The organism is Amycolatopsis sp. NBC_00345, from assembly GCF_036116635.1.
Lineage (GTDB): Bacteria > Actinomycetota > Actinomycetes > Mycobacteriales > Pseudonocardiaceae > Amycolatopsis.
Genome location: NZ_CP107995.1, coordinates 2,253,618 through 2,277,282, shown reverse-complemented (window position 1 = coordinate 2,277,282; position 23,665 = coordinate 2,253,618). Strand labels below are relative to the sequence as shown.

The following is a 23,665-nucleotide window of genomic DNA, read 5'->3' as shown; positions in this document are numbered from 1 at the left end:
TCGTACCCGGTCAGTCCGCCTCCTGCCGTTCCGATGGCGGACTTCGCACCGCGGTCGGGCGAAGTCCGCGCGCCGGCCGCGGAATCCACGTCCACAACGCTCCGGCCGCGGCGAAGCCGACCAGTCCGCTGACGACGATCCCCAGCCCGAGCCCGGCGAGTGCGGTCACGCCGGCGAGCAGCAGCGGGCCCAGGCCGGAACCGACGTCGGCCAGTTCGTTCCAGACGCCGAGGTGCGTCGGGCGGCCCACGGCCGGGGAGACGTCGGCGCCGAGCGTCATCACGATGCCCGAGCCGATGCCGTTGCCGAACCCCATCACCATGGCCACGAGGGCGAGCAGCACCGCGCCGTGCGTGAGCGGCATGAGGACGAAGGAAGCGCCGAGCACGAACGCGGACGGCACCGCGACCCACCGGCGGCCGTGCCGGTCCATCACCTTGCCCGCCGGGTAGAACACGAGCGCGTCGATCGCGCCGGCGAAGCCGTAGATCAGCGAACTGGCCGTGGGCGAAAGGCCGAGGTGCGCCGCCCACAGCGGGACCACGGTCTGGCGCGTCTGCCGGATCCCGGAGAGCAGCAGGATCCCGATGCCCAAGGTGGCGTACACGTGCCAGTTCCGCTTGACCATCCCCCACGTCGTGATCGCCGCCGCGGCCGCGCGGTGTTCCGCGGTCGTCTCCAGGTCCGGCACCCGGTACACGACGGCACCGGCGGCGAGCACCGCCGCGAGGCTCAGGTAGTACGCGCCGGCCTGGCCCCAGAACTGCATGACCGCCGCCCCGGCGAACGGCCCGACGAACAGCCCGACGCGCATCGTCCCGCCGAGCGTCGACAACGCCCGCGCCCGCATGTGCAGCGGCACGGATTCCGTCAGGTACGACTGCCGCGCGAGGCTGTAGACCGCGCTCGCGGCACCGATCAGCAGTACCCCGGCGCCGTAGAGCACCAGCGCGCCCGGCCCCGTGCCGATGTTCACGAGGCACAGCACCAGTCCCACGGCCGACACCGCCGCGGCGAGCAACATCGACTTCCGCTCGCCGGCCCGCGTCGCGAGGATGCCCGCCGGGATGTTCGTGACCAGCGCCCCGATCCCGAGCACCGCCCCGATCAGCGCCGCGACCGGCGTCGTGGCGCCGCGGTCGATCGCGCTCAGTGCCACGACCGGCAGCATCGCCCCCTCGGCGAGCCCGAACAACGCGGCCGGCCCGTACACCGCGACGGCCACCGAGCGCAGCCGGAACTCCTCAGCCACGCGCGGCCACCGCCCCGCTGCCGTCCGCGCGGCGAACCCACGCGGGCGAGCCTGGTATTTCGGCGCTGAGAAGTTCCGTGCTCACGACTCGATCTTCGCAAGCCCCGCCCGCTCGCCGGCCCGCTCGTGTCCGGCGCCACACCGCAACGCCGGTGGACTTCAGCGCGTCTGTCCGGAAAGCGCCCTTCGCCCCAGGTAAGGGAGTCCGAGCTACGCGGGACAGCTGTGGCTGAAGGTCGCCGCTGTGGAGCCGATCGTGGTCGCGATGACGCCGTCGTCGGTGATCACCGGACCGCCGAAGCCGCCGGAGTCCGGGCTGGTGACGAGGGTGTCGGTGAGGGCCTCGCTTTCCCAGACCCCGAGCGCGTAGCCACCGCCGGCGGTCCGGTAGGTGCCGGTCGTGCGGGTGCCGGAGTCGACGGCGGGCTCGGTTGCCCAGGCATCCAGCCGGCGGACGACCGTGCCGGTCAGGTCCCATTCGGCGGTCACGAATCGGTCGTCCTCGTACTTCTCGCCCGCGATGCGGCCGTTCCGGAACGCGCTGACGTAGTCGGTGCCCAGCGCGAGCTTGGTCATCGTCCCGTCCGGGTACCGCACGAAGTAGTCGGCCTGCGAGCTCTCCGCGCGGATCAGGATGCGGCCCTGCTCGTCGATCTCGACCGGGCTGACATAACCGTAGACGGTGGGGTCGGGGTTGATCGTCAGCACCGTGCCGGGCGCGGCGGCCGGCCAGATCGTCAGGTCGAAGTTGTCGCCGATGCCGAGTGCGGTCCCGACGATGTCACCGGCGTCGTTGACCGCGAGGGCTCGTGCCGTCCGGTGGCCCGGCGGTATCGGAAGGGCGGTGAACCGGCCGTCCCGGTAGACGACCGCGTCGTCTTCGAAGCTGTTGGCGTAGGTCACCCCGACCGCGGTGCCCGCGGAGTTGATGTCGTTCAGATCGGTCTGCTCGCCGAACGCCCGGCCGAGGTCTTCGGCCACACCGTTGTGCCAGCGGATCGCGCTGGAGGACCCGCTGCCGGCGACCCAGCCGCCGTTCGCGGCGGCGGAGACGTATCCCCGGCTCTGCCCGGCGGGCAGGGGCAGCGCCGCCTGTATCCACGTGCATTCGCCGGCGCCGCGCGCGGCCGCGGTGCCCGACGTGACCGTCACCATCGGGACCAGAGCCAGTGCGGCGGCCAGGATTGCCTTCAGCGTGCGTTTCACGGTTCCCCCTCGTTCAGTGCGACATCGTGAAGCCGCCCCCGCCGCGGCCCCGCTCGTAGCACGCTCCCCGAGGCCGTCCGGTTGCCTGCCGCTCGCCCGCAAGCGGGACCCGTCCCGACTTCGGGAGTCCCGGGTCCAGGCGGTGTCGGAATCGGGAGACATGAACCTATGGTGTCCTAGGCGAAACAGCTGATGACCTCCGCTGCGCGAGTTCTTGACCACTGGCGGTGGCCCGCGACGATCCCAGCCACAGCTCGTCGGGATCGTCGCGGGCGCGGACACAGACCGGATCGACGACCACTGGGCCTGATAGGCCGTGCGGGTCGCCCAAGGCCGGCGTGATCCGCCTCGTGAATTTTGCACCAGACCTCTCGGCGGAACCACCACCGACCACGCGGACGGAGACGGTCAGGCGCATAAGCGCGGTACGAATCGCTTCGAGGGCCATCCCCGATCGTTGGCAAGCGCGGTCCTTCGACGTCCGGTGGTGAGACGCCGGCGGACCCAGTGCGGAGACCCCACCGGCATCCGCCTGCTCCGCGTCGGCACCCAGTCGAGCCCCGTCCGCCGCTGCTGCTGCACGTGCACGCCGGTTCGGCGCAGCAGGCCGCGGCACGCGCTGGCGACGGCGGGGATCTCGGCGGAGTGGAAGTACTCCTCGGCATTCTTCAGCCACGTCACCGGGTCGCCCCAGACGTCGGCGGCCGCGGTTTCCGCGACGAACCGCAGGCCGAGGCGACGGGCCATCAGGTAGGGGCGGTGGCTTCCAGTGCCTCGGCGACGGCTTCGTTCGCTTTCCCCTCAAAGCCTTCGCGGCCGAGGACGACGGCGTCGACCAGCTGGTTGAACTGCCGGTTCCAGCGCATGCGGCACGCGGCGTGGGTGCCGTCGGTGGAGCCGGGCTCGCCGGCGAGGGCGTCAAGCAGCAGCCGCAACCCGTGGCAGCCGGGCTTCTTCTCCTCCATCGCGTCGACCTGGGCCAGCTCGCGCTGCGCAAGCGCGTGGAAACGGTGATCGACAGGTTCGCCGACTACCTGCGAGCCACCGCCGACCGCACCCGCGACGACCGGCTCTTCCCGTGCGACCTGCTGGTGTTCGAGACGAACCCGCTCTCGCTGGCGAACGGTGTGTACGGCACGTTCCAGCGCTGAACGAGGTGCGAAGCGAGGTGCCCGACGAGTTCCTCGAGTGGGCGCTGCGCCACTCGACCGCACACGACACGATGCTGCTGGGCCTGCACTCCGGTTCGGCGGGCGTCGCGTGGGGCTCTCGTCGCTCGGCCGGCTCGAGCTCGCCGCCCGCGTGCTGCGTAATGCCGCCGGGCATCCGTTGCTGTTCAAGGAAACCGGCGCGCTCACTGGTGCGGCCGGTCACGGCACGGCGTGCCTGCGGAGTACCGCGCCCGCGAGATCGGCACCCGGCTCGCCGAGACCGCCGTACAGGCCAACGGCAAGGCGTCCTGGCCCCGCGAGTCCGGCGAGGTTTCGGTGGGCTACGGCGAAGGCGGCTCGGGCGTCGCGATGTTCCTGCGTGTCCGGCACGCCGGCAAGGTGAATCTTCGTGCTCAGCCCGCCGCAGGACCATCCGAGTCCTTCCCCGTCGGCGACGATGACTTCGAACGCAGACTCAAGCGCCGGCACGAGCACCGGACTCGAAACCGGCGCCGCGGAAACCGATTCGTGATAGCAACATCTTCGCAGGTCAACCAGTCTTTGTGGTCGTCACGGCGAGCGAGATATGCGTGACGGCCTGTAAGATGGGCTGTGACGGCTAGGCTCGAGGAACATCTACGCGGCAGCCTGAGGTATGTCCGCCGTAGGTTGGGGCTGCGTAGCGCGAGACATCTACAAGAGCGACATACCTACGGCGAGGTCATCGCACATCGTCGACTCCAGACGATACACTTCGCGGATGAATGATCTGGAAGACTTCGATGACGAGTCCGGCGAAGACGAGCTGGACCTCGCACCCTGGGATGAGGACGAAGCAGCGACAACGACCGTGGATTGGACGGTCGAGACAGTCGTAAGTCAGATGCGCAAAGGTCGCATTGACTTGAACCCGAATTTCCAGCGGCGAGACGCCTGGACTCGAGTCGCAAAATCCAGGTACATAGAATCTCTTGTGCAACGCTACCCCGTACCCCAGATCGTCTTGGCTGAAGACCATAACTCGCCCGGTCGCTACATGGTGATTGACGGCAAGCAGCGACTTTTGGCAATTCGACAGTTTTGCGCGGACCCGAATGACCCGCGCGACGCTGAGTGGATCTCAGATAAATTGAAGTTGACAGGTCTTACTGAAACGAAAAGGCTAAATGGAGCAAACTATGAGAAGATGCAAGACGAGTTTGCGAATGAGGCCATCAGATTCGAGAATGCGACGATTCGAGCGGTACTCCTTCGCAAGTGGCACAGTCAAGATTTTCTCTACACAGTATTCTATCGACTCAATTCCGGAAGCTTGCGTCTATCAGCGCAAGAGTTAAGGCAAGCACTTTTTCCTGGTAGCTTTATGGACTTCGTAGACGAGCGCTCAGGTTCGAGTACGGAAATTCGGGCACTCCTGAAGAAGGCGAAGCCAGATCGACGAATGGTTGACGCCGAGCTACTCTTGCGGTTCTTGTCATTTTATTGCAGCGTGCAGCCGTATGAAGGCAACCTGAAGAACTTCCTGGACGGGACTGCGAAGCACCTCACTGCGGAGTGGAAATTTGATAATGGGGAAAAAGTTAGGCAGGCTACCGACGTTCTCGAAAAAGCGATATCAGCCGCTAGGGTTGTATGGGATGAGAATGTCTGCCGCAAATTCACAAAGGGGCGTTACGAACGTTCCTTAAACCGTGCGATTTTCGACGTCCAGATTCATTACCTAACCGATGACCGCCTGCGCGAATGGCAGTTATCGAACACCGAATCTACCAAGAATGAGTTTGAGCGACTCTGCGAGGAAGATCGCGACTTCATTGACTCGGTCTCCAGCACGACCAAGACTCCGCTAGCCGTTCGGACGCGATACGCAGCCTGGGGTAATGCGCTTCAAACAATGTCAGGAATCCCGACAAGCCCTCCCGGCAGCGTCTCTGCGTTATCTGAAGCAGAGTAGCAATGACGAGCTGGCCGCAGCATGACGTGCTTAACGATACAATTGAGTCAATTGCGTACGAGCTTAGCATATTGACTTCCGAAGGAGTCGTTCCTGCGGATCCCGAAGAGCTAACGGATCCATATCTGGAGGAGGTGCGAATTAGAGTTCGAGCTTTTCTGGTTCTCTGCAGTTCGGAAATCGAAGAATTTGTGGAGTCCCACTGTCTTGACTACGTTGCTTACTGGGCTCAGGCGAAAAACGGGAGAATGCAGCACCATTGCTTCCACGCCCTTACGATCTACTTCAGGAACAATATAAGCAACTTGCTTGAAAAGCAAGACAGTTTCGTGGATTTCTACGCAACTCCCGAGCAGGTGCGGCGAATGAAAGCAAATGACAAGAAGAGTTCCTCTGGCGAAAACGAGAGCCCGGCCCTTAATAAGGTAACGCTAATCAGTAAGGTGAGCGTGTGGTATCGGGACAATGTGGTCCGCGCCAGTCATGGCGTCTCAGACTCCGACCTTTGTCGATTACTAGAACCTCTTGGATTCAGTAAGGGTTTGGTGCGCGAAGAGTGTCCTACACTCGTGGCGGCGCTTAGCAGCCTTGCTGCGGGCAGAGGAGAGGCTGCGCATCGGTCAACGCGTGCAGGGAAATACCCGTTTGAGAGCTTACCTTCGCCCGTTCACCAACAGATGTCAATCGGTGACGCTTGGGCGAGGTGGCTGAGTGTACGTGACTCCTTGTATGAACTGCAAGACCTCCTTGATCGCGGCTCTCAGTCGGCGCTTGTTTACCAAGGAGTCAGAGTGGCCGAATCCGGGGCACAACTTTGATTCACCCGCATCGGGGCATGGGGGAGTTTATCCAACAGCTTGGACTGGATCTTCGGGACCCGTCGCTTCGTCCGATAGAGGTCGGCCTCCGGATCGCCGGTGTTCACCGGCGGACTCCTGACGTTCCATGTCGTCGGCTGTCGGCTCGCCGGTACCCTTCACCCTGTACACGCCTTTCGCCCGCTCGGACTGCTACAGGACCTCCGCCCGGTTCCGAGATCATCAGCCGTCGACGATCCTGCCATCGCAACGACCAGATGTCGCTGCGGGTCGGCGATCGGGAACGGTTCCCACGATCGATCGACGTGGGAGGCGTCCAACTGCTGCCCGACAGCATCGGCACGGCTACGCCGCGGACCTTCGCCGTGGCCTCCCCACCGACAGATACTCTCAGCTTCGGGGTTGCTGCGGCACCTGCTTGTGTCCCAGCACGCGCTGCACACCGGCCCAGATCTGCCCGGTTGAGCCGGCACGTCGCTTACGGGGTTTTATCGCTGGTTCCTGCAAGTGCACCTTCTAGTCTCGATTGCCGCGCACACACCGTCTGGCGGCGCCGATGTGCCCCGGCGTTGATGCTCCTATAGATGTCAAGCGGGATTTGCTTCCGATTTTACCTTGTGTGGCGCGACGAGTATTTGGTAGATTTCGCGTATCAACGATCGTTTGAGGCAGCGCATGATCTCGCGTTTGGTCTTTCCTTCTGTTGTTCGGCGTGTGACGTAGTTGATGGTGGGTTCGTGGAACCGCATCCGCACGATGATGATTCTGTGCAGCGCGGCGTTGGCTTGGCGATGACCGCCTCGGTTGAGTCGATGGCGGGTGGTGTTTCCGGAGGACGCGGGGACGGGGCAGGCTCCGCAGAGTTTCGCGAGGGCGGCCTCGGAGTGGATGCGGCCGGGGTTGTCTCCGACCACGACGAGCAGCTCGGCGGCGGAGTCGGCTCCGATGCCGAACAGGCCGGTCAGTGCGGGTGCGGCCCGGCGGGTGAGGGTCGCGAGGACCAGGTCGTGCAGGCGCAGTTCGCGGTCGAGTTCGCGGTAACGTTCGGCCAGCGAGTGGAGGGTGTAGCGCGCCGCGTCGACCGGCGTCATCATTCCGTCATTGCTGACGTCGGCGCAGCGCTCGATAAGTTTCTTGTCGGTGAGATGCTCCAGTTCTTCCCGCAGTTCGGGTGGCGCGTTCACGATCACGGTTTTCAGCGTGATGATGGCCTGGCTGCGGGATTTGACGGCCGTGTCTTTCGCGATTTTGATCTGCCGGATCATTTCGGCAGATCCGTCCGCGGATTTCGGTGTCGCGGTGGCGACGCCGGACAGGACAGCGCGGGCCGCGGACTCGGCGTCGATCGGATCGTCCTTGCCGTGCAGGTGGCGGATGCGCCGGTCAGGACGGTTGACCTCCACAACCCGGTGGCCCCGGCGGCGCAGGAACGACGCCAGCCCGGCCCCGTAAGATCCGGTGCCCTCGACACCGAAGGTGATCAGTTGCCCCAGCTGGCGCGCCCACCGCTCGAACTCGGCGTAGCCGGCACGGTTGACGGTGATGACGGTGTCGCCCAGCCGGGCACCGAGGGAGTCCAATGCGACGGCGACGTGCGCATACTTGTGGGTGTCGACGCCGACGACGATGCGCCGGCGAGCGGAATCGGGGATGCTGGTCACTGGCTGCGAGTCCTTCCCGGGCTGCGTGGTCATGACGCGGCCGGGCGGGCGGACAGGACTGTGATGGGACCTGCTGCGATCAGGCTCCTATGAGGTCACTGCCCGTCCGGACGTGTCATCCGGACACGTCGCCCGAGGCAGCCGACAGATCAACGCCAGGGCACTCATCGGGCCAGTCGTAGCACGGGTCAGACCACCTCGAGCGACGAAAGACAGTCTCACAGTCAGAGCTGCTCTCCACCCCCTCCGGAGTCCCCCGGAGCAGAGCACTCTCAGCTTCACCCGAACTGCTGCGACAGCCCAGGGGTGGGGTCTTTCGCCTCCGCTCGATCAGAAGCGCCTCTTGGCGCGCACGGACCCCTCGACGTAAGCCAGGTCGTACGTGGCCACATGCCGGGTGGCGTGGGCGAAACGCCTTCCGGGCGAGCCGCGAGACCAACTGACCGGCAGCGGCGCGGGCCGGAACCAGCGGCCATGACTGAGGACCAAGGCGTAGACACTGTTGTGGCACCAGCCGGGCTGCGACGGGAACATCGCCACAACGTCGACGAGCTGTGCAACGAGATGGTTCTGCAGCCGCAGCAGAGGGCCGAGTGCTCGCCGACGGTCATGCCCACCATCATGCCCGCCCCAGCTAGCCCGCAGCGACGCCGTGCACCGCGGCCTCGCGACGTGCCCGGCCGGGCTGGTCTCAACGCGACCAGCCCGGCACAGTCACAACCGGTCGCGGCAGCCGACAACGCAGCACTCCCGTGTCGTCCGGACCACGCCGATCCGGGATCGGCGCGCGACGTCACGATCGCAACGCAGGTTCCAGCGGGGCGGATTCGCCGGGTGTGCAAGGAACAGGTGCCGGCGCGGATCGGCTGAATCTGCCGGACCGCGGTCAGTATCGGGATCCTCGGGTTCCGAATCGTAGTGGCGGCGGGGCAACTGTCACCATGGCTGGTGGGGTCTCCTCTTGATCGACAACGCACCGTCGAAAGTGAATTAAGACCGGCTATTCAACGCGTGCAGCCCCGTTCACGAAGTGTTCGCCCCGCGCGAGCGGGGTGCTGAACGTGACGACCGACGACCAGCAGTTCTCCCGCGCAAGCGAGGTGGCCGATCATTCAATGAGATTCGCCAGGGTCCCAAAGGTCTTCCCTGCGCAAGCGGGGTGTTCGCCAATCACGTTCACACGGCAGGAACCAGACGCACTCGCCTGGCGCCGCCCGCCGATCCGGCGAGCACGTTCTTCGCGGCGTCCGCGATCGGGTTCAGCACCGTTCCGGGACCGTAGACGGCCGCGGCATCCGGCCGCCGGGACAGCTGCCCCTCAATGCCGAACAGCCTGGGCAGCGGGCCGTTGTCGATCAGCAGTTGATGCGGTGGCCGGCTTCCAGCAGCACGACGAGCGGATCACCACCGAACTCGGCGGCCTTGCCGTCGATCGCCTGCTCGCGGGGTCTCAGTGAGGCAACAGCGACGACACACCGAGGTATCGAGCCGCAGCCGCAGCAGGCTACCCACGACCGCGCCGAGGCAGCCGAGGATCCGGACCACGGCGATCAGCTGCTGCCGATCGGGCCGCCGCAGCGACCGCGGCACCAGCCGCTTGAGTAACCGGGCCACCGCGAACCTGCGTGCCGGAATGCGTTACGTACCATCGTCAACTCACCCCGGATCCTTCATCAGCCGGGGTACGGCCCGGAGAACGGCGCCTGCACCGCCCTCTGGCCGAGTGCCGGGTACGGGTTCGAGCCGACGAGCACGCCACCGCCGAGGTTCACCGGATTCCAGCGGACGCTCTGGTCGTTCGCCACGGCGAAGAGCGCGAGGACGTTCTTGCCGTCGGTGGTCTTTTGCGCGAACGACGCCCGGAAGTTCGCCAGAAACGCGCCGATGTCCCGTCCGTACAGCGAAAGGTACGCAGTCCAACGGAATCCGGCGATACCGCGGCCCTGCGCGTCTACGGGAAATCGCCCAGCTCCGACTTGCGCATGCCCGGATTGTGGCACTGCCGGGCCGGCTGTGGGTAGGTTGTGCGAGTACCCGGTAGGGTCCGTCCTGGATGACACGCGCCCAGCGGATGACCATGGGGGCCATGACCGAGATCGACACAGACACGGCGATTCGCGCTTTGGGCAGGTCCGATCTTCAGCACGACCCCGAGGCACTCAAGACGTTCAACGGCGACGTCGTCGAGGAGTTCCGCGCCAACAGCGGAAAGGTCGATGGCACCTTCGCGGTGCGGATATCTTGCTGTTGACCATGGCGGGCGCCAAATCCGGCCAAGCGCGGTTGACCCCGTTGGAGTACTTCACGATCGAGGGCCGCACCGTCATCATCGGCACTTACGACGGAGCGCCGGAGAATCCGACCTGGGCGCACAACCTTCGTGCCAACCCCATGGCCCACATCGAAATCTGCGCGGAATCCTACGACGTCGCCGCCCGTGAACTGCCGGCCGACGAGCGTGACGCGCTGTTCTCCAGCCTCGTCGAGCGGGCCGGTCGGATGGGCGGCTACCGGACCAGAACCACTCGGATGTTTCCCATCTTCGAGCTACGGAGGATCTAACGCTGAGTCGCCGCTGGGCGTCTGCGGTGCGTTGCGGGTTGACGTTGATGTCACCGGCCACCCCCAGCAACGGCACGTGAGACGATCCCTGTTCTGATCAGGCCCGGTGCGCCGGAAGACACAGAACATCTCGCGGTTGGGTCCGTGAACGCGATCACCACCATGCTCGCCGGCGGCGGCATCGCGGTGATCGCGTTCAGCTTGGATTCGTTGCCGCGGCTAGAGGCCCATACTTGCGCCGAGGCTGTCCAGCGCCTTGGTGACCAAGGCCTGGGTATTGGCGTTCAGGTTGGAGTTGGTGCCGTTCACGACCCAGTCCGAGCCGGAGAAGATCACCACGGTCACGCCGTTGTCGACGCCGCCTTCGGTGCCGCTGCTGTTGATGCCGAGCAGCGAGGCCGCCTTCACGGACGCCTCGCCCAGTTCGCGGGAGTCGTTGTCCGAGGTGGTCTGGTCGTTCCCGGTCTGCGTGTCGCCGAAGATCGCGCCGATGACCTTGCTCTTGTAGAACATCAGCGCGAACTGCCGGCCCTTGATGCCGTGTTCCTTGTAGAAGAAGTGCGGGCAGGGGCTCGTGCGCTCGTAACAGTCGTCGCCCAGCACGTAGAACGGCACGTGGTGCGCGCCCAGCGCTTTCCCGTTGCTGTCATTGAAAGTCGTCGAGCCCTGGTGATCGGGATCGGGGTCGGGGTCGCTGCCGTCGGTGTCCACGGCCAAGCTGGAACTGTAGGCGTAGACGCCCTTCGCCACCTGGTACGCGTTCACGTTCTTGGCCCGCGTCATGGTGTTGATGTGGGGTTTGGAGTTGACCTGGTTCGCGCTCGTACTGTTCTTCTTGACGCCGGCCAGCACCTGGGCGGCCGTGTACGACGGGGCAGCCGCGGCCGACGTGACCGCCGTGGCGGCGTCGGCGGACTTGACAGCGAGCGGCGCGGCGAGCGCTAGAGCAGCGCCTATCACCGCGAAGCGCCTACAGGGGGATGACATGACCGGGCGACCTCCAGCATTCATTAGGAAACCTTCCTAACATAGTGAACCACTGTGACCCCGGACACGTAATAGATTTTACGAAGATTTTAACCAGGTGTCCCGGTCTCCGGAGCACGCGGGACGGACGTCAGCGTCCGGCATGCCCGCGCGGCTCCCGTCCGGCGAGGACGAGCAGGGCGACAGGCAGGGCGATCGCGAGGCCGAGTGCGACCATGAGCAGGGTGCCGGTCGTGGGCGTGAGATGGTCGAGCATGGTCAGGAGTATGAAGAAGTGCGGGATCACCCAGGTCAGGTACATGATGAGCGCGGTCCGGGTCAGCCACTGTCCCCTGTGGACGGTCGCGGCGCCGAGCACCACGGCGCTGGCGAGGGTCATGGCGCCGTAGTCGAGCATCAGGTGCTTGTTGTAGGCCATGCCCATGCCGACCACCTCGAGCGCGAAGAACCGCGCGGGCAGCAGCAGCGCCCACAAGCCGACGACGGCCTGGGTGGCGGTGAGAAATCCGAGACCGGCGCGAAGCCACCGACGCATCACCGGCTCCGTCCGTGCGCACGGTCGCCGGCGAGGAAGTCGTCGAAAGTGATCCGGCCGGTCGCCCGGTCCGGGGCGAGGTGATGGCCCGCGCGATAGTCCCGGATCACCTTGCCCGGCAAGGGAACCGCCCACACCGGCCGGCGACGGCCGATCGCCAGGAGGTAGCCGCGGGCCAGTTCGGCGGCCTCCCGTGCCTCCGGGCCGCCGAGGTCCGGCGCCCGGTTCGCGGCCGGTCCCGCCGCGAGCGTGACCAGCCGGCCGGCCACCTCGGTGACGTCGACCGGCTGGAAACGCAGCCCCGACGGCATCAGCGTCACCGGCAGCAGGCGCTGGACATCGCAGATGGTGGCGATCAGGTCGTGGAACTGGGTCGCGCGCAGGATCGTCCACGGGAGCCCGGAGCGCTCGACCAGCCGTTCACAGGCCAGCTTCGCCCGGTAGTAGCCGAGCGCGATGCGGTCGATCCCGACGATCGACACGTACACCAGGTGCGGGGCGCCCGCCGCAGTCGCGGCCTCGATCAGCCTGCCGGTCGCGGCCACATCACCCCGGCCGGTGGTGGTCGCCAGGTGGATGATCACGTCCGCTCCGGCGGCCGCACCGGCCAGCCCGCTACCGGTGCGCAGATCACCCACCACCCAGCGGTGCGCGGCCGGCTCGTGCTTCCCGCGGGTCAGCACCCGCACGTCGTGGCCCGTGTCGAGCAGCCGCGGCACCAGCGCGCGCCCGAGGCGCCCGGTGCCGCCGGTGACCAGAATCTGTTTCGCCATGTCTCGCTCCGTGGTGGCCGGAATCTCGCCTTGCCCCACTAGGAACCGGATGGCTCCCCGGAACGTGACAACCGGGCCAGTTGCGCGCCGATGAACCGGAGCTTGCCCGGGTTGGCGACGATCCGGATGCCGGTGATCCGGCCGTCCGCGATCTCCGGCACGAACACGCCGAGCAGCGTGGACGCGGACCAGCCGAACACCGCCGGAGTCCCGTTCACCTCGTGCACGGACACCGTGAGGCTTTCGGCATACCGGCTGGTGACGGTCGCCAGGTACCGCGCGACCTTCGCCGCGCCGCGCACCGGCAACCGGGCGACACCGGGCGCGCCACCGCCATCGGCGACCGAGGTGACGTCCTCGGCGAGCATCCGCTCCAGGCCGGCGAGGTCACCGCCACGCGCGGCGTCGAGGAACCGCTCGACCAGCACCCGATTCCCGGCGACGTCGCCCGCAGACCGCGGGAGCCGGGCGGCGGACAGCCGTTTCCGCGCCCGGCTGTGCAGCTGCCGGCAGTTCGACTCCGAAAGCTCCACCAGCTCGGCCACCTCGCGATGGCTGTAGCCGAACGCCTCCCGCAGCACGAAAACCGCCCGCTCCCCCGGGGCGAGCCGTTCGGCCAGCACCAAGAAGGCCAGCGACACCGTCTCCCGCTGCTCGGCCGTCTCCATCGGCCCCAGCGCGCTGTCGGGCGTCAGCACCGGCTCCGGCAACCACGACCCGACATAACGCTCCCGGCGAACCGGGGCCGACCCGAGCCGGTTGAGACACAGGTTCGTGGTGACTTTGACCAGCCACGCGGCCGGGACCTCGACCGAGCCGGGCTCGGTACCGTGCCACCGCAAGAACACGTCCTGAACGACATCCTCCGCGTCCACGGCCGAACCCAGCATCCGATACGCCAGCCCGAACAACCGCGGCCGCTGCCGTTCGAACTCCGCGACCGGCGCGGATCCGGGCTCCACTGGACGGTTCACAATCGCGATTCTCGCACGGCGTCGCCGATGGCCGCGGTCATCCGTCCTGGGCACGGCGCCCGCCTCCGGCGAGGTGCGTTTCCGATTGTCCTTATTGGGTTTCCCGGCGGAGGAACTGGATGTGCCGGGCACGTCCGTGGTGGACGTCGTGGATCACGATGATGCAGTCGGCCGTGTGCGTCCGCAGCAGCATCCCCGTCGACATGGCCGAGCAGAGGTTGCCGTGCATCAGCTTGATCGGTTTCTCACGCGTGCGGCTGATCTCGGCGAGGAATCCCGCCATGGTCGACGGATGGACTGAGGGCCGAACGAGAGCCCTCGAAGAATCACCATCGTTCCCGAGCTCCTGGTGATCGCCGGGGTCAGCATCACGATCCTCAAGCTGAAGGACCACACCCCGTCCCTGGACACCCGCTCAGGCCCGCCCGGCAGCTGCCGCGATCGCGCCCGGGCTCAAGATGTTGCCGACGTTGGCAGAGCCACTGTTCGCGGTCGCCGAACGGGCCGGCGGCCTCCTCCGCCTGCCGCCACGACAGCGGGATCAGCCTCTGCACGACGCCGTCACCGCGCTGCGCGAAAGCCAACGTGCAACCACGACTCCCAGACCGCCGCAGGCCCACCACACCGTTCCTGCACGGACTGCGCACAGCGCTCGAGTCCGAGTGAACGGAGCCGGTGCTGTCGCGGCCGCCGGAACATTCGAGAGCGTCGATGCCCGGGTGCAACGCCTCGGGACCCACACCGTCGCGCTCTGGGACCTCACCGGCGCCGCGCAGCTTCGCTCGTCATAGAGCCGGCCGAAGATCGAAGCTGTCTGCCCAGGCAGCCACCACGTCTACCGGAACCAACTCCTGGGCAATGCGGCCACCCTCGGCACGCACGGGTGCCAGCCGTTCCCACAGTTCGGTGCCAAGCCAGTCCTGCCCGACCGCGCCGGACCAGTCGATCGTGCCGGCTTCCTGCACCGCGAGCCCTGCCATCGCCGTCCACAACCCCATCGCGGGCCGGACGTCGACGTCTGGTGCCGATCGCGCCGCTGCCACCGCGGTCGCGGTGCCGGCCGGATCGAAGTCTCCCCAGTACCAGGCGACCCCTCGCAGCGGTCCCTGGCCGGCCACGTCGACCGCGAGCGAAGGGACTTGCGCCGGGAAGGTCTTCCCGGCGCCCCAGACGACCGCACCGATGCGGTGGCCCGGGCAGTCCCGAAGTGCCTCGACAGCCACCCAGTAAGTGTCGCTGTTCTCGACGACCAGGACGTCCGGACCGGGACCCACGACCGCGGCCGGGGCGGGTGGCGCCAGTCGCATGCAGGCGAGCATCGGCAGAGTCAGCCGGCCCGGACCGAACATCTTCGTCCGCTCCAGGTGTTCGAGCCGCTTCTCCCGGGCAAAGATCTCCGCGGATCGATACCGGACGGGCACGATCGGAAGATTCGCCGGGTCGACCCGGCCGAGCCAATCATTGATCGTCGTCAAATCATCGAACAGGGCCGCAGACAGCACCGGTAACGACGACGCCCAGCCCAGCTCGAGGCGCCACGGAAACGTCGCCCACGGCCGTCCGGTCTCAGCACGCCGAGCAGCTGGCACCAGTACGTGCCGGGGCAAGGCAGGGACGGTGGATGCGTCCCAGGCCTGCTTTGGCAGCTCGAGCACGGCGGTGCTCGCCAACTGCTGCAACGCCTCGTGCAAGGCCGCGGCCTGACCGGGGTCGCCGACGAACCTCGGCGCGGCGCGGTTCCAGAGTCGCCACAGCGCGTCGAGCTCGATTTTGACGGATCCGGTGGCCAAGATCGTGCCCCGCAGGGTGGCGATCTCGGAAGGCCGGAGAGTCACGTGTCCACCTCGTAGCGGGTCGCGTCGACCCAGTTGCGGGCCGAGGTCCGGTCCCGGCCCTGAGTGATCGAGTCGATGACGTCCACCCCGTCCACGACCGCGGCCCGCAATTGCAGGTAAGCCAGATTGCGACGCAGGTCCCCGTCGTTGCGCAGTTTCACAATCACCGAACCGTGGCCGGTGAAGGCCGCGTCGACAGCAGGGTCGTGCAAGCCGGTCGCGCACACCAGCTGGACACCCGAGTGCGCCGCGAGCCGGTGCTGCATCTGGATCAGTGCTTCCGCCGACGCGGCGCCGAACGGGTTGTCCAGCAACAGTGTCCCAGCGGGGCGTGGGCCGCCCAGTCGGTGAGCGGACCGAACGCGGGACAAGGCGCAGTAGACAAGAACGGCCAGGGTGAGCACCTGGCCACCGGAGAACTCGATGGGAATCCGGTCCGGTGGGCAATACCGCACCCGACCGTCGATCGACGGCTTGAGGATCTCGATCGACCACGCACCGGCCCGGGTCCGGTCGAGCACGGTGTCGCGGACCGCGTCCGCGAGCCAGCGCGCGCGGATCTCGGCGGATCTCGCCCGTTTCGGGTTGCCGCTCAGCTCCACAGACCAGGCATCGATCCGGGTGGCGAGCCGCGCCGCCGCTTCGTCGTCCGGTGCTTCCTCGAACCGGATCTTGAGCGCAGGCTGGTGGGAGAGATCCCCGAGGCCGTCGGGCAATTTCGAGTAGCGTGACACCTCACGGAGCAGCCGACGCTGATCACGGCACAGCGTGAGCAGGCTGTCCCGCAAGATGCCCCGGTGTTTGTCCAGTTCCCGCAAGTCGGCCGCGGCGGACTCAGCCACGGCCCGGATCCGCCTGGCCAGCACTTCCGCCTCGGCAACCAGGTCGGGCTCGGGCAGTGACCGGACCCGGATGGCCGCGGCCGCGTCGAGGGTCGACCACCGTGTGTTCATCGCACTGTTGCGTGCCCCGGCCACCGCGTCGTGGAGCTGTCCCTTGGCCTTGCGCTCGATCTCGTCCGTATCCGCGTGCTGCTGGACGTAGCCCCGCATCTGTTCACGAGCGAGCCCTTTCGTCCCTTCGAAGATTCGCGGGGTCGGTATCCGGTCGGCGGTCCAGAGTGCCGCGATGTCATTGAGCGACTCGACGTCTTCGGAGACCACCCGCACGAAGTCGACAGCCTCCCGCTCAGCCGTTTCGGCATCATCCCGCAGCCGGCGGAGTTCCACATTTCGGACCTCCAGCCGTTCAAGCAGACCGGGGATGTCCTCCGGCGCGGCCGGCAGCCACTCCGTCGTGGCGAGATCGATGAAGTTCTGGTGATCCGCGGCCGCCGGTTGTGCCTCGGCCAACGCCTGGTTCGCTTGCTTACGCTCGGCGATCGCGATCGTCAGCGCAGTCCGCTTGACATCGGAGGCCCGTCGAGCGCGCTCCTGAGCACCGGCTCGGCTTGCCGGTGACGACGCTTCGCTGGTCCGGGCCAGCTGTTCCGCGTCGGAGAGCACCGGCGACTCGAACCGCTGAGTGCGGAGCCGAGCCTGGCCGACCCGGGCTTCCGCCCGGTCCAAGAGGCCAGCCTCCACCATTCCCTGCTCGGCGCTGCTCAGCTCGCGGTGCAGGGCCCGCCAGGCTTCTCTGAGCACTTCCAGGTTGCCACCGGGGTCGGGGGCAGCCGCATCGACGCCCATCTCGCCCCGCTCCCGTCGGTGGGCGTCACGATCACTTCGCGCGTTCGCCGCCTTTTGGGTTTGTTCTGCGAAAGCCTCCTCGGCTGTTTCGATTGTCGCTTCCGCCACGCGGCGATTCTCGATAAGCCGGTCGCGTTTGGTGTTAAGCCCTGGCACGAGGGCAGCCGCAGCGTCGGCTTTCCGAACGACTGCGTCGAGCGCCGACGCCTGGGCCACATACCCATCGGCCTGCTGCGCAAGCAGCCGCTGCCCACTGCCTTCCCGGCGTGCCGTTTTTGCCTTCTGCTGTTCCTGATCCCTTTCTTCCGCCAAGATGCCGCGACGTTCCTCGGCTTGGGCAACCGCCTCCGCCGCGGCGGAGAATGCCGCCTCGAGTTCCTTCCGGGTGGTCTGGTCCCACCGGCGCGCGAAGTCTGCGCACAGTGCGACGGCAGTGCGGTATCGCGCGGCAGCCGCGGCGGCATCCCGAGCAGCTCTGCCTTCTTGCTGGGCGGTCTTCTCCAGCTCGTTCCGTACTTCCGCGGCCCAGGCCCGATCCCACGCAGCACGATGTGGAATCACGACGTAGCGTAATTCGCTCACCGCCGTGCCGTCCTCGGACCCGACGGTGGACGACGGAGCGGTCTGGACAGTGACCGGTGTCTTGGTGTGCACGGGTTGTGCCGTCAGGACACCGATCCCATCATCGAACCGCTGGGGGTCGGTGATGACCACGCCTCCGGCGAGCTCGGGATGGTCTTTGATAAACACGGCACGCCGGTCCGGATCAACGACGTTTCGTTCGATCCAGCTCAAGCCGGTCGACACCCCGATGCGCGCCTCGCTCAGCGTTTTGAGCACAGCCAGTGAGTCCGGCCCCGCAGGCGCGATTCCGGCCTCGTCGATCAGTCCCAGTTCCTTCGTGGCCGCTCGGGCGAGAGCTGCGTGCTCCGACGCTCTCGTATCGGCGTTGTGAGCCGACTCTTCCGCCAACGCCGCGACCCGGGCCAGGGCAGCACCATCGGACGGCCGGCCACCGGCCAGCTGGACCACGGTCTCGTCGTCGCCGATGCCGGACAGCTCGCGGTCGAACCCGGCCAGCTTTTCCTTGCTGTCGTGAGCGGCCGAGCGGAGCCCCAGAAGCTCACCATCCAGCCTGTCGATGTCAGTGCCGAGTCGTTTGTCGGCCTGCTCCGCGACCTCCGCGACCGTATCGGCTTGGTCTGCGGCCTGGGACGCGTCGCCGCGGGTGTCCTGCCAGCGGTGCGTACAGGCATCCGGGCGCTCGCCCTCGACCAGCCAGCCGGCCGCGATCGCTGCCGCCGTCTGCCCCTCCGCCTCGTCACACTCGACCTTGATCTGCGCCAGTTGCCCCTTGATACGTTCCAGCTCGCGGGCTACCTCGACGAGTTGTGCATTGGCCCGTTCAGCCTGCTGCCTCGCATCTCCAGCTGCCACATCCGCCAAGGCGGCGGACTCAGCCGATGCCAACGCCAGCGCGTCAAGCCGTCCGGCGGTGCGCTCCGCAGCGGCGCCGACCGCGGCCCGGAGCGAATCCAGACCAGCGTCGGCCGCCTCGTAGGCGAGTTTCGCGGCGGCGCTCTCCTGCCTCGCGGTACCGAGATCGATCACCGCGTCGACGGCCTGCCACGCCTGCTCGCGCTGCCCCGCCTCGGCGGCCTCGCGCTCTGCCCGGTCAACCGCCCGGACAGCCGACTCGGCTCGCGCCCGCGTTTCCTCAAGCAGCAATTGCTGCCGGATGTCACTGACCCGGCCGTAGGCCTGTCGCGCCCGGTTGGCCTCATCTTTGGCGGCTTCCAGTGCAGCACCGAGTTCGATCAGCGACTCTTCATCCCGCTTGACCCGGTTGTCGAGAGCCGCGGCGTGCTCGCCGCCGCGGACACGCGCCTGACGTGCCGCCGAGCCAGCCGCCTCCGCGTCCGCGGTCCTGGCGGCGACCAGCTCGATCAGCGGGGCGATCTCCGCGCCGAACGCGGCAATCGCCTCCAAATCGGCACGTTGAGCGGCCAGCACGGCGTACTCCTCGAGGCTTCCGGTGAAGGTCTCGAGCTCACGCTGGTCGTTGAGCGCGGCCACGAAGAACCGGACCACGTTGTCCGGCGAATCGAACGAAGCCAGCAGTTTCTCGGCACCGGCCTCGGAATCGTTCATCCGCATCTGGTAACCGAACAGCGTGGGATCGACACTCGTCCGTTCTTCGAGCGACTTCTTCCACATCGGCTGCTTGTCGGTCAGCACGCCCCGTGCACCGGCGTGCACGGCGATCAAGTCGTCCACGGCGTTACAGAAAGAACGGTAGGGCAGCCTGCGGCCATCGACGACAAACGGCAGATCGTCGATTCCGGGAAGGTCCGGCCCAGTGGTGAACAAGTACCACGAGCGAAACATATTGCTCGTCGAACGGGACGCGTGCGGCGGCTGCCGCCTGCCGTCCTTCCACTCCAGCACCGCGCCCGTCACCGTACGCCGGCCAGTCGTGGTGTCCTCCCACTCGCACACGACGTGCGAGGTGTCACCGGTAAGTACGTAATCGCCGAGCACCTTGCCGCCGACCTGCGCCCTCGCCGCGGGCACGACGAGACTGCACACCAACGTGATCAGCGTCGACTTGCCGCCGGTGTTGGTCAGGGAAAGCAGGACACGGGACGCTGCGCCGTCCCGCGTCGCGAAGTCGAGGTCCAGCGGGTCGAACCGGGCGCCCTCGGGACCGACCCCGTACAGCTTGATCCGCCGCAACCGCAGCGGAGGCACCGGCAGTGCCGGCGGCGCCTCCGCTGCCTTCTCGAACAACGAATCGGTCATGGGTCCACCGGGTCGAGCTCGACCGGCTCGGGCAAGTCGTTGACGAGCGAGTAGAGCTCGGATTCCTCGGTGAGAGCGGCCACGGCGTAGCGAAACCGCGGCCGCGCGATCCAGGTGCCACCATCGGTGTCGCCCCGGAGATTGAGGTATCCGGCTTCGGCCAGCAGCTTGCAGATCCGGTTCACCGCGCCCGCGCGATCGCCCGCCGACCGGCGCTGAGCCTGGGGCCTGGCCGGAGGCAGGTCCAGCCAGCGGCGCCACCCTTCCACGAGATCCTCGTCGAAGTCACTGTCTTCACGGGACACGTCGGCAAGCCGCTGCGCCGCCCGGTCCAAGGTGTCCACAACGGATTGGGTGGTGAACACCGCGACCCGGTCCGGGTCGTCGACCAACTCGGATTCTGGGTAGGCCGTGCGGGCGACGGCCAGCAGCACTGCTCCGATCACGCTGCGCTGAGAGGGCTGCGCGCGCTTGACAACGTCACCGGCCTGCAACCGCAGCAACGAGTGGTGCCGGGCCATGACGATGATCCCGTCCCGGCCGTCGACCCGGACGTCGAGTCCAGCGCCGGAGAAGACCCGGTCCACGGCCGCGGCGAAGTCGGGCTCACCGAGATACCGACTGACGATGCGGTGCAGGTCTTCGCTGCGTCCCGGCGTTTCCCGCGGGCGTCCGGCCCAGGCCAGGAACTTCCCGATGTCGACATCGTCAGTCGAAGACCTCACCCGGACACCTCCTCGTCGGAGTAGTCGGCGGCGGCTCCAGGAAGAGGCGGCACCAGCGTCAGTTCGTTGATGTCGGTCAGCACCTCACCGGGCACCAGCACCAGATCGTCAGCACGGATGCCGCCGGCGTCGAGTTCGGTTCCGGTGGTCGCCGCCACGACGACCCGGTCACCTGCCGAGCGACCCGCCAGCCTTGCCGCCCAGGCCTGATGCGCGGCATGGACGATTGCCGCGGCCAGGACGTTTTCGTCCAGCGGTGGCTCATCCGGATTCGCCCCGGCCTCAGCGACGAGCTGACCGGCCCGCGCGAGCAGCTGGGAAAGCCGGATCGGCTGGTCGATACCGCCCAGCACGGCCTCCACGGTGTCCTCGTAGGGCTCCCACCACTCACCTTGGACATCAGGGTCGAATTCGGGGGGCTGGTATTCCTCACCGGGACGAGGTGGCTGCGCCGGGGTGCAGAGTTCGTCGGTCAGCGTGGTCAGCGACGGCCACCAGCGCACTGGGAGCCCGCCGAACAAGGCCACCATGCGGTCGGCCGCCACGGCAGCGGTGGCGGTGCCGCGGCCGAGGTAGGGGGCGAGAAGATCTGTGCCGATGTCGAACCGCCGCGCTGTCCGCGGTGCGCGCCGGAAGCGGTCTTCCAGAGCTTCCCGCAAGCGGCTCCGCGCGCCGATGAGGTGGCGATGCAGATCATCGTGGCGCCGCCGGCATTCACGGAGGATTTCGATCAGCTGGTTGGCCGCGTCGAGTTTGGTCTGCTCGTCCAGTTCGGTCCGGCGATCCGCAACCGCGTCGAGCAGGGCCGATTCGGCGTCAAGACGCTCCTTGACGTGTGCCAAGGCATCTCGGAGGAGTGAAGGAACTTCGCCGATCCAGTCGTGCACGTCCGGATCGATCAGTGTGTCGGCGATGATCCGGCGGATCCGCTCCTGGTACTGGATCGACCGGTAGCGGGCGAGCTTGGCGATCTGCACGGCCGACTCCACTGCACCGCGGGCGATCAGCGCGTTGAGCTGTGCCTCATTCGCGATCTGGGCGGCCTCGATGTCCAGATCAAGCGCCTCGACGAAGATGTTGATCGCCTGCTCCGAAGCGCGGAGGTGCTCGATGCCCTCACTGCCGGTCGGATGCAGGTAGAGCAGTCGGAAACGCTGGTTCCGCCACGCGGGGCCGGCCGCGGTGTGCACCAGATGCTTGACGATCTCCACATCCGTCGTCACCAATGAAACGAGTACTCGCTCCGCTACCGAAAACCATTCGGGTTCCTTCGCTTCCGGGACCTGCCGAGCGGCCTGCCCCGCCGCGTAATCGAGCGCTTCCTCCCACGTCCGACCCGCCGAAATCCCCATCGCCAATGCCACTTGGTCGATCACGGCCAAGGCGATCGTGAACAGGTCGTAGTGCTCCCAGTACGCGCCGTCCAGGCTCCCCTTTGTCCGCTCGATCTCGGTCAGTACCTGGATCGGCGCCAACGCACGACGGCGCCTGGTGATCGACTCGTCGTCGGTCGGGATCACCACGTCCCGTCCCGGTGCCTCGAGCAACGGCTCCCAAGGCTCGGTCACGGACCATCCACACATCGGTCGTCCGCCAGCATCGGATCCCTCCCTCTCGACCGGCTTTTCAGTCTGCACCCGACAGACTCCAGACGAAGCTGATCCTTTCGAGTGATTCGCCAGAGGAGACCGGGTAAGTGAGCCCCGGTTGGACCGCCATTGGCATCCGTGCCTGGCGATCATGCACCAGGTCGAGGAAGTCACCGGGAACGTGGGCACGACCTGCCCGACCTCACGATCAGCAAGTCCGTGATGTGGTTGAGTCGGTCTGGAGCGCGGTCATGCTTGATTGCCGTCGTCCAAGGGGTTGGGGATCCTGGCGCCGCGGTGCCAGTAACGAGCTATCGGTACCGCAGCGCTGGTATGCAGGTCATCGCCACCTGCGTGATGGCCGCGATCGCTGTCGAACCAAGAACTGTTCACCGGCGACAGATCTACTCCGGTGTCGTGCCATCGAACGCTCTGAGGTGGTGCTGGGCATCCACGTGGACGGGGAAGGCGCCCGTCGGGCGTCAGGTCGGTGAGGGTGTTGTGGTCGCCGACAGCTGCTGTAGGAACAGGGAGTATCGCCTGCCGCGAGTCGGCACGAGGTCGACGCCACGACGACCACATAGTCGGCGTTCGTGGCCAGCTGAGTGGATGCCTTGCGTGACCTGCCTCCGGCAGTCTCCCGGACCGGGCAGCGCAGAACTGCCAACGACCGACGGTGACGTTAGTGCTACCGGCTGCTCTACGTGAGCCTAACCCGCTGTTGCTACTACCGGTCCGGCTGTTCGTCGCATGCGTGCTTGCAGGGCTCGATCCTCTCGACTACCGCGGACGCGATTGGCGTCGCCGTTGGGAAGCGCCGACTGCCACACCCCGGTGAGGACGATACCCGGCGATGTGTGGCACACCCGGCTAGATGTTCTTGGCCGTCAGGTTGATGGCAGTCGGTTCACGGGTGATGGGCCGCCGAGTGCGCTGTAGCGGCGTTGAGTGTTGTAGTGCTCGACATCCTCACGGTGGCCAGGAGCCCCTCGCTTCCGGGGTACGGCATAATCCTCCGCCATGTCCGCGAGAAACAAACGACGTAGCAAGAACCGCAGACGAGTCGTTCGCCGTTCCGGCGCTCGGGCGACAAGCAACGCCTCGGGGTCCGGGAAAAAGGGGCCGGCGGGGAAGCCTCGGAACTGGAGCCACC

The 23,665-nt window shown here is 66.9% G+C and carries 21 protein-coding genes; 6 read left to right on the top strand and 15 right to left on the bottom strand.

Annotated features, from left to right (window positions below):
- Positions 1–10 precede the first annotated feature (10 nt).
- From OG943_RS10090 to OG943_RS10075, 4 genes are all read right to left on the bottom strand, one after another.
- Positions 11–1,252 (bottom strand): MFS transporter, encoded by a 1,242-nt coding sequence (locus OG943_RS10090; protein ID WP_328609451.1) that lies wholly within the window; start codon positions 1,250–1,252, stop codon positions 11–13.
- A gap of 210 nt (positions 1,253–1,462) precedes the next feature.
- Complete coding sequence (locus OG943_RS10085; protein WP_328609450.1) at positions 1,463–2,458, bottom strand: hypothetical protein; 996 nt, start codon at positions 2,456–2,458, stop codon at positions 1,463–1,465.
- Positions 2,459–2,866: 408 nt separating this feature from the next.
- Positions 2,867–3,205: a hypothetical protein gene (locus OG943_RS10080; RefSeq protein WP_328609449.1), complete on the bottom strand. Its 339-nt coding sequence runs from the start codon at positions 3,203–3,205 to the stop codon at positions 2,867–2,869.
- On the bottom strand, positions 3,205–3,423 hold the full coding sequence (locus tag OG943_RS10075; protein ID WP_328609448.1) for a hypothetical protein: 219 nt from the start codon (positions 3,421–3,423) through the stop codon (positions 3,205–3,207). The genes OG943_RS10080 and OG943_RS10075 overlap by 1 nt, the downstream gene beginning before the upstream one ends.
- Before the next feature lie 45 nt (positions 3,424–3,468).
- Here OG943_RS10075 and OG943_RS10070 point away from each other — a divergent pair, with 45 nt between their 5' ends.
- From OG943_RS10070 to OG943_RS10055, 4 genes are all read left to right on the top strand, one after another.
- Positions 3,469–3,609, top strand: coding sequence for a hypothetical protein (locus OG943_RS10070; RefSeq protein WP_328609447.1), 141 nt, complete (start codon positions 3,469–3,471; stop codon positions 3,607–3,609).
- A gap of 231 nt (positions 3,610–3,840) precedes the next feature.
- Positions 3,841–4,203: a hypothetical protein gene (locus OG943_RS10065; protein WP_328609446.1), complete on the top strand. Its 363-nt coding sequence runs from the start codon at positions 3,841–3,843 to the stop codon at positions 4,201–4,203.
- A gap of 166 nt (positions 4,204–4,369) precedes the next feature.
- Positions 4,370–5,563, top strand: a complete 1,194-nt coding sequence (locus OG943_RS10060) for a DUF262 domain-containing protein (RefSeq protein WP_328609445.1) — start codon at positions 4,370–4,372, stop codon at positions 5,561–5,563.
- 2 nt (positions 5,564–5,565) lie between these two features.
- Entirely contained in the window at positions 5,566–6,381 is an 816-nt protein-coding gene (locus OG943_RS10055; protein ID WP_328609444.1) for a hypothetical protein, read from the top strand.
- A 587-nt stretch (positions 6,382–6,968) separates the two neighbouring features.
- Here OG943_RS10055 and OG943_RS10050 read toward each other — a convergent pair.
- Both OG943_RS10050 and OG943_RS10045 read right to left on the bottom strand, forming a co-directional pair.
- Positions 6,969–8,042 (bottom strand): IS110 family transposase, encoded by a 1,074-nt coding sequence (locus tag OG943_RS10050; protein WP_328609443.1) that lies wholly within the window; start codon positions 8,040–8,042, stop codon positions 6,969–6,971.
- 1,673 nt (positions 8,043–9,715) lie between these two features.
- A complete protein-coding gene (locus OG943_RS10045) occupies positions 9,716–9,847 on the bottom strand; it encodes a hypothetical protein (RefSeq protein ID WP_328609442.1) in 132 nt (43 codons plus the stop codon).
- 281 nt (positions 9,848–10,128) lie between these two features.
- Here OG943_RS10045 and OG943_RS10040 point away from each other — a divergent pair, with 281 nt between their 5' ends.
- On the top strand, positions 10,129–10,293 hold the full coding sequence (locus OG943_RS10040) for a hypothetical protein (RefSeq protein WP_328609441.1): 165 nt from the start codon (positions 10,129–10,131) through the stop codon (positions 10,291–10,293).
- Complete coding sequence (locus OG943_RS10035) at positions 10,284–10,604, top strand: nitroreductase family deazaflavin-dependent oxidoreductase (RefSeq protein ID WP_328609440.1); 321 nt, start codon at positions 10,284–10,286, stop codon at positions 10,602–10,604. The genes OG943_RS10040 and OG943_RS10035 overlap by 10 nt, the downstream gene beginning before the upstream one ends.
- 219 nt (positions 10,605–10,823) lie before the next feature.
- Here the strand turns inward: OG943_RS10035 and OG943_RS10030 are convergent, their stop codons facing one another.
- From OG943_RS10030 to OG943_RS09990, 9 genes are all read right to left on the bottom strand, one after another.
- A complete protein-coding gene (locus OG943_RS10030; protein WP_328609439.1) occupies positions 10,824–11,564 on the bottom strand; it encodes a glycoside hydrolase family 75 protein in 741 nt (246 codons plus the stop codon).
- Between the two features lie 157 nt (positions 11,565–11,721).
- Positions 11,722–12,126: a hypothetical protein gene (locus OG943_RS10025; RefSeq protein ID WP_328609438.1), complete on the bottom strand. Its 405-nt coding sequence runs from the start codon at positions 12,124–12,126 to the stop codon at positions 11,722–11,724.
- On the bottom strand, positions 12,126–12,899 hold the full coding sequence (locus tag OG943_RS10020; RefSeq protein ID WP_328609437.1) for an SDR family oxidoreductase: 774 nt from the start codon (positions 12,897–12,899) through the stop codon (positions 12,126–12,128). The genes OG943_RS10025 and OG943_RS10020 overlap by 1 nt, the downstream gene beginning before the upstream one ends.
- A 38-nt stretch (positions 12,900–12,937) precedes the next feature.
- Positions 12,938–13,876: an RNA polymerase sigma-70 factor gene (locus OG943_RS10015; protein WP_328612040.1), complete on the bottom strand. Its 939-nt coding sequence runs from the start codon at positions 13,874–13,876 to the stop codon at positions 12,938–12,940.
- Positions 13,877–13,964: 88 nt separating this feature from the next.
- On the bottom strand, positions 13,965–14,156 hold the full coding sequence (locus tag OG943_RS10010) for a hypothetical protein (protein ID WP_328609436.1): 192 nt from the start codon (positions 14,154–14,156) through the stop codon (positions 13,965–13,967).
- 502 nt (positions 14,157–14,658) lie between these two features.
- Complete coding sequence (locus OG943_RS10005) at positions 14,659–15,708, bottom strand: hypothetical protein (RefSeq protein WP_328609435.1); 1,050 nt, start codon at positions 15,706–15,708, stop codon at positions 14,659–14,661.
- Positions 15,705–20,198 carry a hypothetical protein gene (locus OG943_RS10000; protein ID WP_328609434.1) on the bottom strand — a complete coding sequence of 1,498 codons (4,494 nt, stop codon included), beginning with the start codon at positions 20,196–20,198 and terminating at the stop codon, positions 15,705–15,707. Before OG943_RS10000 ends, OG943_RS10005 begins: the two co-directional genes overlap by 4 nt.
- A complete protein-coding gene (locus OG943_RS09995) occupies positions 20,195–20,923 on the bottom strand; it encodes a hypothetical protein (RefSeq protein ID WP_328609433.1) in 729 nt (242 codons plus the stop codon). Before OG943_RS09995 ends, OG943_RS10000 begins: the two co-directional genes overlap by 4 nt.
- Positions 20,920–22,491, bottom strand: coding sequence for a hypothetical protein (locus OG943_RS09990; protein WP_328609432.1), 1,572 nt, complete (start codon positions 22,489–22,491; stop codon positions 20,920–20,922). The genes OG943_RS09995 and OG943_RS09990 overlap by 4 nt, the downstream gene beginning before the upstream one ends.
- Between the last annotated feature and the right edge of the window lie 1,174 nt (positions 22,492–23,665).